This window comes from Leptospira broomii serovar Hurstbridge str. 5399 (assembly GCF_000243715.2).
GTDB lineage: Bacteria > Spirochaetota > Leptospiria > Leptospirales > Leptospiraceae > Leptospira_B > Leptospira_B broomii.
In genome coordinates this window covers 76,153-93,692 of sequence record NZ_AHMO02000010.1, presented here as the reverse complement: position 1 = coordinate 93,692, position 17,540 = coordinate 76,153, and the positions used below count along the sequence as shown (strand labels likewise).

Sequence of the window (17,540 nt, the reverse complement as noted above, 5' to 3'; positions counted from 1 at the left end):
ATCAATCCATTAATCCCGACTCCATAATACAGCGATTAAACCCTTTGCAGGTTTTTTCGCTTTCATAGCAGGGGACCGCAAACCCCTGTTCCCTAAGACAACCCGATTCACAATCAATCGTGACGAGATTTCGATCCGCATCGGTAATGACTTGTTTTCCTTTAAATTCTTCTTCCGCGCAGGAAAGGTAAAATTTACAGATTTCCTGGCATTTTCTCTCATATGGATTCTTACAGGAGAAAAATGTAAGTATTAAAAACAAAAGTGGAAAGATTCGCAAATAGAGAAGCGGCTTCATTCTCTCCACTTTATTGATCGCACAAAGACGGTCAACTTTTTGAAGCGAGCATGCCGCAAGCGCCGTTAATATCCTTCCCGGGAGAACGACGATTTAAGATGGGAACTCCGGCCGGTTCCAGTAATCTCAGGAACTCCCCCACTTCCGCTGAACTAGGCCTTCGCCAACCGAAGAATTCAGTATTAAGCGGGATGACATTAATTTTGCAGTCCATCTTTCTCGCGATCCGAACCAATTTCTTGGCGTCTTCGCTACTCATATTGACGCCTGGAATCATCACGTATTCGAAAGTAATTCTTCTACGCAGAATTCTTGTATAATCTTGGGCAGCTTCAAGTAGTTCCGGTAACGAGAATTTTTCCTCGATATCCATAATCTCCTTTCTTCCGTCGGGATCCGGATGATTCAGTGAGATAGCTAATTTATAAGGCTCTTTGTTCTCGATATACCGACGAATTCCGTTCACCACACCTGAAGTAGAAATGGTAATCCTTCTGGATCCTAATCCGATGGCCTCAGGATCATGAAGAATTTTCGCGGCACGCATAACGTTGAAGTAATTATGCATCGGCTCGCCCATTCCCATAAATACGACGTTGGTTGCCCGGTCGCCGACGATACGTTCCACCTGCAAAATTTGATCCACAATTTCCGAAGCTTTTAAATTCCCTTGGTACGGCAGTTTTGCAGTGGCACAAAATTTACAATTAAGAGTACATCCTACCTGAGAAGAAATACAAATCGTCTTTCTTCCGCCGTCTCCGGAGGGAATCCATACGGATTCGAATTCTTTACCGCTGCCTAAAATCGATTCGAACGTAAATTTCTGCGTTCCATCTACGGATTTCAGATGCTTGACAACGTTAAGTTTTGTAAGGGACGCGACCTCCTGGAGTTTCCTCCGCAAGTCTTTTCCTAAAGTGGTAAATTCATCCCAGGACTCGTATCGATTCGTATAAAGTCCATTATAAATTTGTTTTGCTCGAAACGGTTTTTCGCCTAAAGAAGAGAAAAGAGCGGCCAGTTCCTCCAACGTTTTACCCTTTAAAGGGGTCAAGGCGCCCACGGAAACTTCGGAAGATGAGGAATATTCGGTATAAGCCTTCATCACTTGCAATATTCCTGAATCATCTCATTTGCGCCAGAATAGCCGCCTTCGAGTGAGAGTTTAAAATCATCGCAAGCGTTCTTCTTTTTGCGAACGGCTATATAACCTAGGCCTCGATTATAATACGATTGGCCTCCGTCTTGCGGATTCAAAGTAATGGCTTTTGAATAGGCATTAATAGAATCATTATATTTCTTCAGACTATAATAAGCGTAGCCGATCTGGAAATTTGCACGAGAACTTCCTGCGTCGAGTCGAACGGCTTCCTTCGCATCCTTCAATGCCGCATTTGGTTGTTCGGAAAGATTATACAAGATGGCTCGGTTTACGTACGCTTCTGCATATTTCGCCCCGAGTTTGATGGCGCGATCGATGTCCGTAAAGGCTTCATCTCTCTTTTCTAATTCACTTTTACAGTATCCCCGATACAAAAGTATATCGAAATTGTCGGGCTTAATTTTAAGAGCGGTATCGAAGTCGATTTCCGCTTCGGAAAATCGGCCGAGATTATATTTTGCCAATCCTCTATTATAAAGTGCATAAATATCGGATGGGAGCTTCTCAAGATAGCGATCATATTCCCGAATCGACTTTTCATAATCCTTCTGTTCGTATGCGTCGAGTCCGGCTTTAAAAATTTCGGTAGGTTCTTCCGACGGATTCGTTGAATTAGAATCTATAGGTTTCGGATCTTTGGAAGTTAGGTCGCCCCAGATAGTTTTAAGCAGTTCCGAGAATTGAAATTTTTCCTCAGATCCGGCAGATGAGGACGCACTTACGGGATCCTCCTGCTTTTCCTCGCTATAAGTAAAAACTGAGAAGGCTGCCAAAACTAGGCCAAGAAGAAGAAAAAACCCTAGAAAGCGATTGATCATGGAAATAAATTATGGTGAACTGGAACCGGATTTCCAGCTCTTTTTAGGTTACGACAGAGTCGCTATGCTCGGCGATTACCTTACCGTCCTCTAAAATCATGCGAATCAACCTAGTCATCTCGACCGAATATTCCACGTTCAAGTGCTTAGTGACGCCTTCGCAAAATCCGTTGATGACTAACAATTTGGCGTCGTCCTCCGACAATCCCCTAGACTGCAAATAGAACAACTGATCTTCGTCGATTCTAGAAACAGTCGCCTCGTAATTCAATGTACCATTCTGGCCGCTAACATCGTTGTAAGGATATGCATGAGATTGGGAACGATCATCCATCATTAGACCGTCGCATTTTACGTGGCTATATGCATTAGAAGAACCTGATGCGAATTTTACTAGACCACGATAAGAGTTTGTACCGCCATCCAGAGAAACTCCCTTCGCCAAAATATTACTTCGCGTATTCTTACCTACGTGAATTATACGGGCTCCGGTATCCTGAATCTGACCGGATCCGGCAAAAGCTAGAGACAGTATATCACCCGTCGAATTATCTCCTTGGAGAATGATTCCCGGATATTTAACCGTATTGGCTCCGATATTGACGTCCGTCCAACTGATATGTGCGGATTCATGACAGATCCCCCGCTTTACCGTCCAGTTATACATATTCTTTTTCCAATTCTGAATAGTGGTATAGAATATCTTCGCTTTATTGTGAGCGACCAGTTCCACGACTGCAGTATGAAAATTCGTTCCTTTGTCTTGAACTGAAGAACAACCTTCCGAATATTCCAGCTCGGCGCCTTCTTCCGCAATGAGAAGAGTACGCTCGTATTGACCGGAAGAAGCCGCAGTCACTTTAAAATACGCTTGAAGCGGCATGGGAGTCTTAACTCCTTTGGGAATATAAGCGAAAGACCCGCCCGAGAATACGCAGGAGTTTAATGCGGAAAACTTATTATCTCCGATCGAGACGACAGTTCCGATATATTTGCGTACAATTTCCGGATACTCACGAATCGCAGTATCGATATCGCAAAAAATAATTCCGAGCTCGGTAAGTTCTTTCTTAACGTTCGCATATACGGTTTCGGAATCTTCCATCGCTTCGATTCCGGCTAGGTATTTCCGTTCGTGTTCGGGAATGCCTAAACGTTCGAAACTTTTCAGGACCTCAGGATCGACTTCGTCCCAGGATTTCTTTTTCTTATGATTGGCGCCTATATAATGAACATATTCATCGATATCTACGTGAAAATTAGGGAAAAATCCCCAGGTAGGCATGGGCTTGCTTTGGTATATCCGGAAAGCTTCGAGTCTAAATTCCGTTAACCAAGCGGGTTCATTTTTTATATGAGAAATGGATTCGACGACTTTGCGCGTCAGGCCTTTTGGGAAATTATCGGCTCGATAATATTTTTCTTCATCCAGGGCAAGGGTTTCCAGCGTTTGTGCCATTACAAATCCCCCTTTACTAATTAGACCTTTCCCTATCGGGAAAAACGATTCAAATCAAAGTTAAGCCGATTTTGACGTTTTATTCGAGTCTTTTTACCAGAATTCACGGAGAACTCTCCCCGGACCAGGATAAATTCCGGGAAAACCCGGCTTGGAGAAGCCGGGCAAGAAGCGAGAAGCGATCAGTTGACCGAGGAGAAATATTCCTTGGACTTTTCCGGATCCGCTTTCATGGTTTTTTTACCTTCGTCCCAGTTTGCAGGACAAACTTCCCCATGTTTCTCTACAAATTGGAAAGCTTTTACCAAACGAATTGCTTCATCGATATTGCGTCCAACCGGAAGATCATTGATTGTGGATTGGCGAATTACGCCTTTCGGGTCGATGATGAAGGTTCCGCGGAGTGCAACTCCCCCTTCGGTTAGAACGCCGTAATCACGGGCAATGGATTTAGTGATATCCGCAACCAATGGATAGCGGATTTCGCCAAGTCCGCCTTGTTTACGTGCCGTGTTTTTCCAGGCTAGGTGAGTAAATGCACTGTCGACGGAAACGCCTAAAACTTCGGCGCCTAGCTTCTTGAACTCGTCCAATTTTGCATCGTACTCGATGATTTCGGTAGGGCAAACAAACGTGAAATCCAGCGGCCAGAAAAATAGTACGACCCATTTCCCTTTATATTCGGAAAGTTTGATTTCCTTAATCTGTTGGCCGATTACGGCCTCGGCTTTGAAGTCCGGTGCAAGTGAGGTTACTTGAGGCATTGGGATACGCTCCTTTATTTTAGAATCATTCTAAATTTAGACGAGTCTTTTGTGAAGCAGTTTTTATTTTTTTGGGGATCCGCGATTCGTACGTAAAGCAGTCAGATTGGCACTATCATAAAGCAATTAGGAGTTAGAAGAGAACAAATCTCCGGCCCCGGAGTACATGTCCGTAGTGTGGATCGGTAAATTCCCCGCCCTTTTGGGTGGGGGCCGGATCGGTGGTACCCGCGGAGGGCTCGTGATTTCGCGGATATCACGGATTCGGAAAAGTTTCAAGTATTTTTTGCAGACGCGATCTTGTTGGAGCTCCTACGCAGAAGACAGAGGACAGTACATATTGATAAGCCGAGTTTCCATGTTATAGAGAAAGATTCTTGCGTTATCTTAGATCTTTTCCTACCTCTGTAACCTTTTTAACATCGAGTAGCTTCTGTCCTCTGAAAGCGAACTCGTCTGTCTTCCGTTATCCACCTTTTGCCATCAGATATTTTTCCATAAATTCCGTTATGTCTTTGATGTTCCGATTGATCATCTTACGTAACTCCGGAGGAATATTCTGGGACTTTATCACGCGATAATAGTTTAAGGCATTCTTAAGCATCTTTCTTCTGGCGAATTCCTGAGCCTTTATCAACATAGGTTTATACTTATAATATGAGTATTCCATAATGCTATAATTCTTAGAAAGTTTGAACGAGTGCGGTATTTTATCGAAATCGTACGTCAGAGTAAGGAAAGGAGCGTCGTCTACTTCGGGCGGCTTGAGCTCCAAGATCCCGTGGATCATTTTAGGTTCTTCTTCACCGCCTCCCGAAGACTCGGGGGACTCGGGACGATCTTCGTCCAAGGGCTCCAATCCGCCTTCTAAGACCTCTATTTCCGGGGACTCGTCGCTCGACTGCGCAGTTGCAGGCGCTAACGAAGGAATTTCAGGTCGAGATTCCTCTCCTCGCCTTTCATCCACAGGATTCGGGAGATCTATTTTGAGAAGCTCTACAGGCCCGGTCTCGGCTCTTGGCTCGCCCGAAGGTGCCGGAGCGCCTTCCAACTGAACCGGCGCGTTAGGCGGAATATCACCATGAATCGTTTTATCTTCCGGGTCCGGAAGATGGATCGGAACCAACTCTACCTGCGGTAACGCAGGCATCGCATAGGAAGGGAGTTGGTCCGATAGTGGAACCTGAGGCTGAGGCCATTCCTCCGCCGACGGTTCATATTCATCTTCAGCGCGCTCGCGCTCCTGTTTCTTTTCCTCCGCTTTTTTCTTTAAATATTCGTCACGTAACGCGAATAGATCTTCCTGTCTGCGGTCGTCGCCCGCTCTCCGGTCTCGTCTAGCCGCATTATCTCCCCTGCGTTCTCCACGGGATCGTCGATCCTCTCCCGTTCTACGATCTACAAGAGGGAGGTCCTTGAACTTATCCCACTCGTCGGTAAAGAAAGTATCCTCCGGTAAATCCAATTCGTTCGGATCTATGTGATCTGATCCGGGAGGTTTGAAGGGGGCTTGAGGTTGCTGCCCTTGAGGATATGAGGGAGCGGAAGGCGGAGCGCCTGTCGACGGCATACTTGGCCCCGGAGGTCCCGGTATGCCTCCTTGAGAATAGTTTACTGGAGCTCCCGGAGGTGGCGGAGGGATAGGCCCTGAAGAAGGCGCGTAGGAAACGACCGTATAGGAAACCGGTCCGGGAGGCAGTTCGGCAGGAAGCTTGGGAGCTTCTCCTGCGGCAGGTGATTGAATTTGAATCGGTTGATTAAATCCTTGTGATAAAGTATTTCCTAATGCTTGACTGATCTCCTTGATCGCACGAACAAGATCCCCCATTGGAATCGGCTGCCCGCTATAGTTCGAATCATCAGGTGTATAAGCCTCCTCCTCTTCTGGAGCCTGGATATGATCTTCAATTGCCTGAATATTCTCTCCGATCTTACCGTTAATTTCCTGATCCGGAATCCGCGCGTTTGTCCGCTTTAAAATTTCTAAAGCGCCATGAAAATTCTCCTTATCTACAAGCGCCTCTGAGTGCAATAAAGGCCTACGATGGTGAGCATAACGGGAATTATTCCGAATGATATCGTCGGTAGCATGGGGAAGATCTAATTTTTTCTTCTTCTTACGCAAGTTAGGATGAGGAGGTTGTTCACCTTCTGCGGGGGCCGGCTGTTCCCATTCTTGCTTTCCTTGTGATGGAGTTTGTCGTTCTTGGGACGGAGTTGGAGACGGTCCTGGGGAAGTTGGCGGGGGCGTCCCCGGTTCACCGACATTGACTAACTTTCCGCGATCTGCCGAAGGAGCTCCTTGGAAACCTCCTCCTCCTGAAGCTGGAGCTCCGCCCGAACCGCCGCCAGCACCGCCCCCACCCGGCTGGGATTTATTCGGATCCCGAAATAGGGTGTATGCTCCCGCACCTGCCGAGAGCAAGCCGAGAAGTAAAAGTAAGGCAGTTGTCATAGAAAGTGTTCTTCCTATCTAGTTTCGACAACGGATTGTGTCGTTCTTAATCAAAGGTCGTATAGTTTTTACGATTGACACCATGAATGTTAAGTAATATGTTGACATTTATGAAATCAACGGTTCGGGAAAACCTGAGTTTCGGTTCGAGCCCTGACAACCCGGATGGTCTTCAACTCAAGATCACCTTTGATGAGGACACTAAAACCGCTTATGGCGATTATACTGTCCCAGAAAAGTTTCAAGGTTCCCCGGATGTCATTCATCCCGGAATCATAGCTACAATATTGGACGAAATTATGGCTAAGATTAACGAAGCCATGAATTTTAAAACGACAACCGGCGAACTTACGATCCGTTTTCTTCAGCCGGCGCAAATAAATCAACCTCTGCATCTACGCGGTTGGTTTGTAAAGAAGAACAAGAAGGTAATCGAAAACCGGGCCGAAATCGAGAATGAAATCGGCAAGATTGTTGCCCGAGGCAAGGGCAAGTATATCGAACTCGATTCCTGATCTTCTAGGACTCATACGACCCGCCGACGTGGTGGAATTGGTAGACGCACTGGATTCAAAATCCAGCGAGGGCAACCTCGTGTCGGTTCGACTCCGACCGTCGGCAGGGTTATTTTCCCCTCTTCTAAATTTCCTAAGGCTCCAATCGCAAGCTTAGTTAGCGGAAGATTTATTCTAGATCTAGTATATTATTTTTATTTAACTTGAGATAGAATCCATTTTGCCCCATCGATATACTGTTGCTCGGGAACGTTATGACCTTCTCCATTTGTTTCATAATATGAAACATTCGCCACAGGAATAATTGAATTCAAAAATTTAACTTGATCCGCAGTATTAACTCTAGTATCAGAATCATCATATTCAAAATAGATATCTAATCCGGAAAGTTTCGGAGTTAGATTAATCACATCCCATTGATTGATAGTGTTTGGATCTAACCCTTGAAATTCCGTAAGGTCTACCATCCGCACCATGGGAGCGAATCCAGCTACTGCTGCGAATTTTATTTCGCTACCAAGATGAAAAGATAAGTATGCTGCCCTATAAGTCCCGGAGATAACAAGTCTAGTTTTATCTATTTTTCCTTGGCTTTCCAATTTATTGATTATATTAGAATATTTAGCTACAGCATAACCGATCACATTTTCACCTTTGGCTATTCTGTCCGCCCAGCCTGATAATCCAGCTTGTTCTCCAGGACGTTGATCGCAGCCTTGAGCAGGAATATCGACCGCCAAAATATTCCATCCAGCATTATATACGAAATCAGTCATAACGATATCAGGATGATTCGTAGTCGTTGGGATTCGGACACTTAGGTTATATGGAAGTTCTCCTCCAATATAGAGCAATGTAGGTGCTCCTGGCTTCCCTGGATAAAACCAATATCCATTTAAACATTGTGGATTAATAGACGAAAGTCCTAAGAACATTTCTATCGATTTATAATTCGATTTTCCTGACGAACAGGATACCATACATACTATTAAAATTGAATACCCTATAATTCGGTCATCTGGACTAAAGACAGGATCTATTCTACTAGTTAAATTTTCCGAGAACCGAAAAATAACAAATGCATTATTCCGTAAGAACCGATTTCGATAAGCGAACCAAACCAACCAAATTATTATTATTACAGATAAGCTTCGAAAGAAGGCGCCTAAAAACTTATCCGTAGTTAGCCTTATCTCAGGTTCCTGCTTAATTTCCAACGAAATCCGTCCACATTAACATTTCTGTTAATTGCACACCTTAATATACACGTCATTAATGTCTACGTCTATTTATACTTGTCACTACAGGCATGGCTAAACCGACTTTCACTCTGTAAAATGGAATGAATGGATTATGTAACATTTCAAAAGAACGTTTGTAAGAAGATAAGAGAATTACGATTAGAAAAGGGATTAACGCAAGAAGAGGTTTCAGGTCTGGAAATGGGAGTTCGTGCTTATCAAAGAATTGAAACCGGCGGAAATGCGCCTAATTTACAAAGTTTATATAAAATCGCTATTGCGTTAGGAGTTCACCCGAAAGATCTTTTGAATGTTTCAATCAGCGACGAAAAAGGAAAAAAGAAATAATTAATTTCTATTAAATTATGACTCTCTGTTATTCCGACCCATTGCAAGCATGGTTCTCTATGAATAAATTTAACTACAGAATGGAGGCCGTTTATAAGAATTATGAAAATATAAATTAATACATTAATTTTATCAAATTTATTACGTAGGCGAAAATAATAAGGGCTTATCTTTAAAAAATGATTTTAAAATCCTATCAGGTAAGAGAAAGATCTGTAGAATAAGATAGAAAATTATATCGGCAAAATGGAACGATAGGATTCACCGAAGACTAACCGTATCATTGATGTCGATTCTACATTTTAAATAATAACTATTCTTCGATTATTTTCCGTCTATCGAAATGTACATTTTAATGCCGGTTGCCCAATCTATCGAACAACCGGTATTAGAATGAAATGTATTTCCTCATCTAAGTCATATTTCAGTGCTATATTTTCTAACTCTGGACGAAATTCTCCGGGTGGATTTATTCGAGAGAATAAATCGGTTGTCGTTAATTCGATATTGAATTAGCGGCAATTTTGAGATCGGTATTCTGTCTCATGTATTTAATCGAATAATTGCGTAGTTTTATAGTTTATCATTGGAAGCATCGGATAAAAATGCCTTTATTTTCGGGAAAGTTTCGTTCTATCTAAAGCTTCATAAAAGCTGTCCTTTTCAATCGTTTCGATCGCTTCCAAAATTAAATCCATTTCGCTGCGCGACATTCCTTGAAATAATTCCTCCCCCCTAGCGAGAATCCCCGCGCCTAAAAGAATGCCCGAGACTTCCTCATGAGAATAAAGTTTGGGTTTGGCCTTCATCGTTCGAACAACTGCGTCCATAAGATCTCTAATTTTTGATAACAGTTCGTGATTTGAAAGGGTGCGGAACAATTTTACGATATCGTTTCTAAAGGCATCCGCGTCGTGAGGCGAAACCGAAGCCAAAACATAGTCGAACACTTCCGACTTTTCCAAATCCGCCCCCTGATCTAATAACTCCTTTGCTTTTGCAAACATAAGGTCTTCAAACTTATGCGCCGTCACGTACGTATGAAGAGCCGCAAAACCGGCTTGGAAAGCCGACTTTAAATATCTCCCCAATTTAAACACGGCAGTTCCTAATGAACCTAGTACTCCGAAAACTTTGGATGGAGATTGAACAAAACCTGCAAGCGAGGAAAAGGCTCCGTCCAACCGAATTCTCCCCTCCAACTCAGGATACAAAAGTTCTAAAAAATACTTAACGAGCAGTTCGACTCTTGCGGAAGAAATATCGCTAAAACGGGGATATCGTTTAATATTATCTGCCGAATAACGACGGCGCAACGATGACCTATATGCTCGAATTAATTTCGGAAATTCGGGATCATTCAAAAGGGAACCCATTGGAGGTAATGGTCGACTCAGCCGTGCATTTTGAAAATCTTTTTAAGTGTTAGAAATCGTAATCCTCGGTCAAAGAGGAAGGTCAGTAATACGATGGATTTTACCTCGCCAAGATTCGCATATTTCTTCAAATCTTTCGATAGAAAGATCTTCGAATCGTTCGCTACCGGTATTCAGCCGCAAAGAAATCCCGCCTTAAATAAGTTCTAAGCAGTATCTTTGCATTAGTCCTTGACTACGCGTGATAAGCGAAAAGGCTTTTCTAGATGAAGATCAAAATCTTCCTGCTGCTATTCTTCCTACTATCTCAGCCTGCGCATGCCGCATCTACGAAAGAAAAGAAGCAAATCAGGAAAAGCTGGTTTTTGAGCGCTGTGGACGCGCTTTCTCTCGAAAAGCAGGGGGCGATCGTGGTAGATGCGCGGGAAGGTTTCAAATTTACGGCCTATTCCGGAAGCATTTATCTAGAATGGAAAGAAATTTCCAGAAAAGACGCTCCTTTACTCGGTTATTTATTATCCGAATCCGAAGCGACCGAAATCCTACGAAGAAAGGGAATTCAAAAGAAAAATCTCATCCTCGTATTCGCCGACCCGATTTCCGGTTGGGGGGAGGAAGGAAGAATAGTTTGGTCCCTTCGTACTTTAGGCTTTTCACATGCTTATATCATAGACGGAGGAATTCACGCACTTAGAAAAGCTTTCGAGTCTAAAAATTTTAGTGATTCGAAAATAGAAACTTTTACTATGAATCCCGCTCGACGGTCGAGAGATTGGGTAGTCGACGCAAACTTCGTAAATTCGCATTTATCGGATAGAAAATTCGTATTCGTAGATTCTAGGGAAGACCGAGAGTTTGAAGGCAAAACACCACACGGAGAATCGCGCGGAGGACATCTACCAGGAGCGCGTTCGTTACATTATAAAAACTTACTAAACTCGGACGGATATCTTCTCCCCGAGACCGAACTCAGAAGGAAATTCTCTTCGGCAGGGATCGAATTCGGAAAAACCGTCGTATCGTATTGCACCGGAGGAATTCGATCGGCTTGGCTCGTAGCGGTTTTAGTTTCTCTCGGATACGACGCCAAGAACTACGCCGGATCGATGTGGGAATGGTCTTCTTTAGATCCCGATAAGTTTCCCTTGGTTAAAGGACCGAATTAAGGACCGATGGAGAACTTTAAATTCAAGGGAAGCATAATATTTTTATGTTTGACGGTCTTTGTCGGACTTCTCGTATACATTATTTATTTCGGGAATCGGAAGGTATCGATAGAAGTCGCTTTGGGAAACCATCCTTGGACAAAACCGATTCCTTATCTTCCTCCTTTGGAAGGCGTCGGCGAAGTCCGGGCCGAAAATTGCGGAAAATGCCATACGGAAATATATCTGGAATGGAGGGCTTCCACCCACGCAAATGCTTTCAGCGACCTACAATTTCAATCCGAACTTTCCAAATCCTCTTCCCCGCGTTGGCTCTGCCTTAACTGCCATATTCCGGTATCGAATCAACGGGAAACTATCGTGAATTTTCTGTCGAACGGCGATTATCGTCGTCCGATAGAAGAAGCAAACCCGAATTTCGATGCAAAGATGAAATTAGAGGGTGTCACTTGTGCCACTTGCCATGTCAGATTGGATGACGAGGGGAAGTCTTACATACTAGGCGCCACCGGAGGAACAAAGCCGCCTCATCCGGTTCGCATCGAACGGGATCTCCTTAGAAATCGATGTTTAGATTGTCATAATGTATCTTATACGTTGGACGACCAACTTGTCTGCGCATTCAATACCGGAAACGAGTCCAAATATCAGGGAAATTCTCACGGGCAGAAAACTTGCGGATCTTGTCATATGCCCGAAATCTGGAGAAAATTCGTAAATTCGAATTTAGGAAGTCCAAAACGAATCTCACACAGGCACGGATTTGTCGGCGGAGGAGTTCCAAAACGATTCGAATTTTACGACTCTCAAGTCGCCAATGGATACAAATCCGGACTAAAATTTAGTCCTCTAAAATTAAGGATACATGAGAATAAGATTGAAACTACGTTAGAATTCTCTAATTTTATGTCTTCCCATTATATTCCCTCGGGAGATCCAGAACGATTTTTGAAATTAATAATCTCCGTTAAAAATAATTATGGAATCGAGATAGAACGAAAGGAGACGAAAATCGGTCAGGAATGGAAATGGTATCCGAAAGCGATGCTGATATCCGATAACCGCATCCGACCGGGAGAAACCCGAGTTTGGTCGGAGACATTACGACTGGAGAAAGAAGGAATATTGGTTCTAGAAATTTTTCATGTAAGGCTAAAGGAATCGAATGCGGAACAAATGCGAACTGCTGTGGACAAAACCCTTAAGGATTACGCTGACAAAATTCGTAATATCGAAGAATTTTATCCTTTCTCAAGCTTAGTTCATAAGGAAGAAGTAGATTTGGCGACCGGAATGAGCCGAATCTTCCCTACGAAAGAACTCTTTAAAATGTCCGGCAGGAGAAAAGGAGAGTGAGCAAGCAACAGATCCAACATCATCTTTGGAAGAAGGCGTATTTTATTATTCCTGCGTTAAACGAAGAAGAAAGCCTACCTGCAGTATTGGTCGAATTAAAAAATCTTGGGATCGAATCTTCTCGCATATTGGTAATCGATAACGGATCCGTTGATGGAACCGCTCGAGTAGCGGCAGAACAGAAAGTTTGCGTAGTTAGAGAACCGAATAAAGGCTACGGAATAGCTTGCTTATCCGGGATTTCCTTTTTAAAAAGCCTAACTGAATCTCCCGAGTTTTTGGTCTTCGTTGATGGAGATGGATCGGACGATTTGGGCGATCTTTTTTCCCTATTTCAACCTTTCGTAATGGACCCTCGAACGGATTTTGTATTGGGTACCAGAACTCAAGGCGGCGCCGAAGATGGATCATTGTCTTTTTTGCAAAAATTCGGTAATGCCCTATCCTGTTTTCTACTCAAAGTCTTTTACGGAGTGGAATTTACCGATTTAGGTCCGTTTAGAGTCTTACGTTGGAATTCGTTCCTATCATTAGGACAGAAGGATAAGACATGGGGGTGGAATCTGGAGATGCAAATCAAAGCCGTTCGAAAAGGGTTTCGAATCGTTGAGGTTCCCGTCCGCTACGAACGGAGAAAAGGAGGTAAATCGAAAATCAGCGGGACTCTGATCGGTAGCTTACGCGCCGGAGCAAAAATTCTTTGGATATTTTTTTACTTAACGTTTTTAAACGGCGGCAATCGTTCTAAGAAATCGGTGATTATTCGACTCCCTAAGACGGTCCGTAAAATTCCGACCAAGCGAGGTTCAACCAAAATTCTCTAAAAGTTCAGGAATCCGTTCCGGAGGAATCGGCCTGGAATAATAATATCCTTGTCCTATATCGCAGCCGGCGTCTTTCATCAGCTTTTCGACTTCGGGCGTTTCTATCCCTTCCGCTACTACAGTCATTCCAAGTTTATGACCAAGATCAATCGAGGCCTGGCAAATAAACAAAGACTCCCTATCTTGCGGGGAATCCATTACGAAAGACTTATCGATCTTTAACTCCGTAAACGGGAATCTATGCAATTGCTTTAATGAAGAATAGCCGGTTCCAAAGTCGTCAATGGACAGACCTATGCCCCGAATCCTGAGACGAGTTAAGATATCCTGAGTAAATCGAATGTTTTCCAAAAAACTTGTCTCGGTCACTTCCATTTGAAAATTACTTTGGGATATTCCGCTTTCTTTTACTTTTGCGTAAATTCTTTCCGGAAAATCCAACTCCGTCAACGTTACCGGAGAGACGTTAACCGCCATTCTCAATTCTTTTCCCATAGATTTCCATTTGGCGCATTCTGCCAACGCGATATCTATTATTTTGTCGGTCATTAAGTTGAGGATTTTCGCTTCCTTTTCCATGTTTGGCAGAAACGAATCGGGATACAGCAATCCGAACTCCGGATGGCTCCAACGAACGAGCGACTCGAAGCCTTCTACCTTGCCGGTCTTCAGGTCGATTTTTGGTTGATAATGCAAAACAAATTGATCGGATTGCACCGCATGGTAGAGTTCCTCCGATTTAAAGGAAAGCCTGGAATTTCCTATAATTGACTTCTTTGAACGCGGAACTCTATCAGATTTTTCGAATAAATCTTGGAGCAGAGATCTCATGTCGGCTATACGAATCGGCTTTTCCATGACCGAATAAATTCGCAATCCATATTCCCCCGCTAATGTTTGAGCGCTATGCAAAGTTCGACGGTCCGCTCCAGAAATTAAAACAACATCCGGATCCACCTCTTTTTCGGACAACGCGCGAATTACATCCACGCCGTCCATTCCAGGAATCATCAAATCTAGGATGATGCAGTCGAAAGAATCGTCGAGCTTAGTAAGAAAGTCCGGAGCATCATAAGTAAGCGCTACGTTAAAACCGCAATCTTCCGCAATTTCACCTAAAATTTTCGTAATTTCTTCTTCATCATCCAGGATCAGAAGTTTTTTAGCTCTGAGGTTATTCATGGAAGTATTGCTCCCTCATCAGCCGGGACTGAATGATCGGGGCTAAGTATGGGCAGGAAAATAAGAAAGCTTGTTCCGTGACCGGGAACTGAAATCACTTTAACAAATCCTTTTGATTGTTTTACGAAACCGTAAACCATTGACAAGCCTAATCCGGTTCCCTTTCCAGCGCCTTTAGTTGAAAAAAACGGCTCGAATATTCGGGCCTTTATCGGTTCATCCATCCCGATCCCCGAATCCGTTACCGTAACTAAACAGTAATCTGCTTGCTCCAATCCTGATATTCGAACTCCTTCCGACTCTGCATTCTTTAATAATCCCGAAGAAATCCGAATCGTTCCGCCCTCAGGCATCGCATCCCGAGCATTGATCGTTAGATTCAAAAGAGCGTTTTCCAATCCACTTTTTTCGATCTCGCAAATCAAGGACTCGTTCGATATTTCCAACTCGACGCCGACTTTATCGGTTCGTATCTTTTCGAGAATCGGCGAAAAATCGCGAAGCAGCTGATTCACATCGGCGATTTCCGGATTGATAGGTTGCTTTCTCGAAAAGGATAATAATCTTCGGTTTACTTCGACCCCACGTTGCACGGCATCTTGAGCCGAGGTCACGCGCTTCAGTAAATCCGGCGACTCTTTTAATTTAAGTTCGAGAAGATCAAGATTCGCGAGTATGACGTTTAATAAATTATTAAAATCATGAGCAAGTCCGCCTGCAAGCTGCCCGACGGCCTCCATTTTTTGCGATTGCATCAACCGCTCTTCGGTTTGTTTCCTTTCCGTCACGTCCCGATGAATGGAAATCCAATGAGTATATCGTCCGGTAGAGTCGCTTATCGGAAACATATCCAGTTCCGTCCAAAACTCCGTCCCGTCTTTTCGATGATTCAATGTTTCTTCTCGAATCTGTTTCCATTGAGACATAGACTCTTCTATCTTTGCTTGGATTTTCAGATCCGATTTCGGTCCGCGTAATATTTTGGGAGTCCTGCCGATCACCTCTTCCCTAGTATAACCGGTAAGTTTTTCAAACGCTTCGTTTACATACACGATTTTAGGTCCTGGATCGGCGATCGGTTCCGACTCGGTGATTAGAAAGATATCCGTGGATTTTTCAATAGCAATTTGTAGCAATCTTAGGTTTTCTTCGGATCGTTTTTTTTCGGTAACATCCTGAACAGTACCGATTATGAAGGTGGGCTCTCCCTTTGAATTACGTATCAATTCGGCCCTTTCCACAACGGAGCGAATTTCCCCGTCGGGTCTTACGATTCTATGATCGATTTCAGTTACGGCCCCGTATTCGAGTAATTCCTCTCCGAATCTCCGAACTCTTGCTTCATCGTCCGGATGGACGAATGAAAAGAATCCGTCGACTGATATTTGAATCTCATTCTTGGAAATTCCGAATATCGAATAGACTTCGTCAGACCAAGTGATTTTATTTTCGATTACGTTCCATTCCCAACTGCCAAGATTAGCGATTTTTAAAGCGTTTTTCAGCATATTTCTGCCGGAACGAAGTTCATGCTCTACGTTTTTTTTGTAAAGGATGGATCCCAGCATCACGGAAAGCAACTCCAAGGATCTCTCAATTCCTCTTTCAAACGAATCGTGTCTTTCCGAAAACACATTTATGATTCCGACAGGTTCGTCCGCGAAGAAAAGCGGGATTGCGACTCCGCTACCTATCTTACCGTTCAAAGAATAATCGTCGCCGACTTCGCCTGAAAGCGAACTCAATTGGCCGTGAAACAAAATTCTTTTATTGCCGATCGCTTGACCTGAAAAACCGCGTTCCGTCCGAATTCGAAGCCCTTTCGGATAAACTAACTTGCCATAAGTCCCCTTATAGACGAATTCCTGTCCTTCCTTTTTACCTACCGAAACGCCGTCACATTCCACAAAACGACCGATCTTTTCTGCGATAAAGTCCGGAAGTTCCTCCGTATCTAACTCTGTCGTAGCTATTTCTATATTCAGTCGAATGATTTCTTTAAGCTTGAGAGAATCTTCCCCAAAGATATTCCCAAACTCTTTTTTTTCCAAACAGGTTCGAATTGCTTCCTTTAAAAAGGAAGGATTGATATTAGTTTTATCAATGTAATAGGAAGCCCCTGCCTCGAAAGATCGCAACTTGGCGTCGGAATCAATCGCTTTATTAATGATAATAAACGGCGTTGCGGCATTAGATACTTTATGTTCTTCTATTAGATTAAGGTTGTTAGGAAAAATGGAACGATAGTCGACTATAAGGAGATCGTAATTTAAGGATTTTATCTGCCCGATTGCCGTTTCGGTCGTAACGGTTTGGACTGAAAAAATTTCATCCTGGTCGGATTGAGTCAGTAAATCGTGAAGTGGAGGAACCCCTGCTTCTTCGTTTTCAATTAATAGAATCAATTTACGCATCAAGCTTAGGCTCATATTTTAGACCGCACTCAAAACATAGAGTAACGCGATGGATCCAAAGATATCAATCGGATCCGACGTTTTTCGCTCAATCATTCTCGACTCTCCGCTGAACCCGAACAGGTTATCAAAATATTACGTATTGCGCATAATGAATAA

At 43.4% G+C, this 17,540-nt stretch carries 15 protein-coding genes and 1 tRNA gene; 6 read left to right on the top strand and 10 right to left on the bottom strand.

Annotation, left to right across the window (positions count from 1 at the left end; genetic code table 11):
- Position 1 precedes the first annotated feature (1 nt).
- From LEP1GSC050_RS17335 to LEP1GSC050_RS17310, 6 genes are all read right to left on the bottom strand, one after another.
- Complete coding sequence (locus LEP1GSC050_RS17335) at positions 2–298, bottom strand: Cys-rich protein (protein ID WP_010569021.1); 297 nt, start codon at positions 296–298, stop codon at positions 2–4.
- A 31-nt stretch (positions 299–329) separates the two neighbouring features.
- On the bottom strand, positions 330–1,406 hold the full coding sequence (rlmN, locus tag LEP1GSC050_RS17330; RefSeq protein ID WP_010569020.1) for a 23S rRNA (adenine(2503)-C(2))-methyltransferase RlmN: 1,077 nt from the start codon (positions 1,404–1,406) through the stop codon (positions 330–332).
- Positions 1,406–2,281 carry a tetratricopeptide repeat protein gene (locus LEP1GSC050_RS17325; protein WP_010569019.1) on the bottom strand — a complete coding sequence of 292 codons (876 nt, stop codon included), beginning with the start codon at positions 2,279–2,281 and terminating at the stop codon, positions 1,406–1,408. The genes rlmN and LEP1GSC050_RS17325 overlap by 1 nt, the downstream gene beginning before the upstream one ends.
- Positions 2,282–2,324: 43 nt before the next feature.
- Positions 2,325–3,740 carry a Fe-S cluster assembly protein SufB gene (sufB, locus tag LEP1GSC050_RS17320; protein WP_010569018.1) on the bottom strand — a complete coding sequence of 472 codons (1,416 nt, stop codon included), beginning with the start codon at positions 3,738–3,740 and terminating at the stop codon, positions 2,325–2,327.
- A gap of 182 nt (positions 3,741–3,922) precedes the next feature.
- Positions 3,923–4,504 carry a peroxiredoxin gene (locus tag LEP1GSC050_RS17315; protein ID WP_010569017.1) on the bottom strand — a complete coding sequence of 194 codons (582 nt, stop codon included), beginning with the start codon at positions 4,502–4,504 and terminating at the stop codon, positions 3,923–3,925.
- Positions 4,505–4,970: 466 nt separating this feature from the next.
- The gene (locus LEP1GSC050_RS17310) at positions 4,971–6,959 is read right to left on the bottom strand and encodes a hypothetical protein (RefSeq protein ID WP_020987800.1); all 1,989 of its coding nucleotides are present in this window, start codon (positions 6,957–6,959) and stop codon (positions 4,971–4,973) included.
- A gap of 110 nt (positions 6,960–7,069) precedes the next feature.
- Between LEP1GSC050_RS17310 and LEP1GSC050_RS17305 the strand changes: the two genes are divergently transcribed.
- Positions 7,070–7,474, top strand: a complete 405-nt coding sequence (locus LEP1GSC050_RS17305; RefSeq protein ID WP_010412271.1) for a PaaI family thioesterase — start codon at positions 7,070–7,072, stop codon at positions 7,472–7,474.
- 22 nt (positions 7,475–7,496) lie between these two features.
- Positions 7,497–7,580: transfer RNA gene (locus LEP1GSC050_RS17300), tRNA-Leu, on the top strand.
- Positions 7,581–7,668: 88 nt separating this feature from the next.
- On the opposite strand, the gene LEP1GSC050_RS17295 is transcribed toward LEP1GSC050_RS17300, so the two are convergent.
- Positions 7,669–8,409, bottom strand: a complete 741-nt coding sequence (locus LEP1GSC050_RS17295) for a hypothetical protein (RefSeq protein ID WP_156896027.1) — start codon at positions 8,407–8,409, stop codon at positions 7,669–7,671.
- Positions 8,410–8,820: 411 nt separating this feature from the next.
- On the opposite strand from LEP1GSC050_RS17295, the gene LEP1GSC050_RS17290 reads away from it, so the two are divergent.
- On the top strand, positions 8,821–9,063 hold the full coding sequence (locus LEP1GSC050_RS17290) for a helix-turn-helix domain-containing protein (RefSeq protein ID WP_010569013.1): 243 nt from the start codon (positions 8,821–8,823) through the stop codon (positions 9,061–9,063).
- A 611-nt stretch (positions 9,064–9,674) separates the two neighbouring features.
- Here the strand turns inward: LEP1GSC050_RS17290 and LEP1GSC050_RS17285 are convergent.
- The gene (locus LEP1GSC050_RS17285) at positions 9,675–10,439 is read right to left on the bottom strand and encodes a hypothetical protein (protein ID WP_010569012.1); all 765 of its coding nucleotides are present in this window, start codon (positions 10,437–10,439) and stop codon (positions 9,675–9,677) included.
- A 266-nt stretch (positions 10,440–10,705) separates the two neighbouring features.
- Between LEP1GSC050_RS17285 and LEP1GSC050_RS17280 the strand changes: the two genes are divergently transcribed.
- The 3 genes from LEP1GSC050_RS17280 to LEP1GSC050_RS17270 are packed head-to-tail and all read left to right on the top strand — an operon-like array spanning position 10,706 to position 13,785.
- The gene (locus tag LEP1GSC050_RS17280) at positions 10,706–11,605 is read left to right on the top strand and encodes a sulfurtransferase (RefSeq protein WP_010569011.1); all 900 of its coding nucleotides are present in this window, start codon (positions 10,706–10,708) and stop codon (positions 11,603–11,605) included.
- 6 nt (positions 11,606–11,611) lie between these two features.
- Positions 11,612–12,961 carry a multiheme c-type cytochrome gene (locus LEP1GSC050_RS17275; RefSeq protein ID WP_010569010.1) on the top strand — a complete coding sequence of 450 codons (1,350 nt, stop codon included), beginning with the start codon at positions 11,612–11,614 and terminating at the stop codon, positions 12,959–12,961.
- Positions 12,958–13,785, top strand: coding sequence for a glycosyltransferase family 2 protein (locus LEP1GSC050_RS17270; RefSeq protein WP_010569009.1), 828 nt, complete (start codon positions 12,958–12,960; stop codon positions 13,783–13,785). The genes LEP1GSC050_RS17275 and LEP1GSC050_RS17270 overlap by 4 nt, the downstream gene beginning before the upstream one ends.
- Here LEP1GSC050_RS17270 and LEP1GSC050_RS17265 read toward each other — a convergent pair.
- Positions 13,768–14,967: an EAL domain-containing response regulator gene (locus LEP1GSC050_RS17265; RefSeq protein ID WP_010569008.1), complete on the bottom strand. Its 1,200-nt coding sequence runs from the start codon at positions 14,965–14,967 to the stop codon at positions 13,768–13,770. The two genes, LEP1GSC050_RS17270 and LEP1GSC050_RS17265, sit on opposite strands and share 18 nt — an antisense overlap.
- Positions 14,964–17,396: a PAS domain S-box protein gene (locus tag LEP1GSC050_RS21160; RefSeq protein ID WP_020987807.1), complete on the bottom strand. Its 2,433-nt coding sequence runs from the start codon at positions 17,394–17,396 to the stop codon at positions 14,964–14,966. The genes LEP1GSC050_RS17265 and LEP1GSC050_RS21160 overlap by 4 nt, the downstream gene beginning before the upstream one ends.
- Positions 17,397–17,540 lie beyond the last annotated feature (144 nt).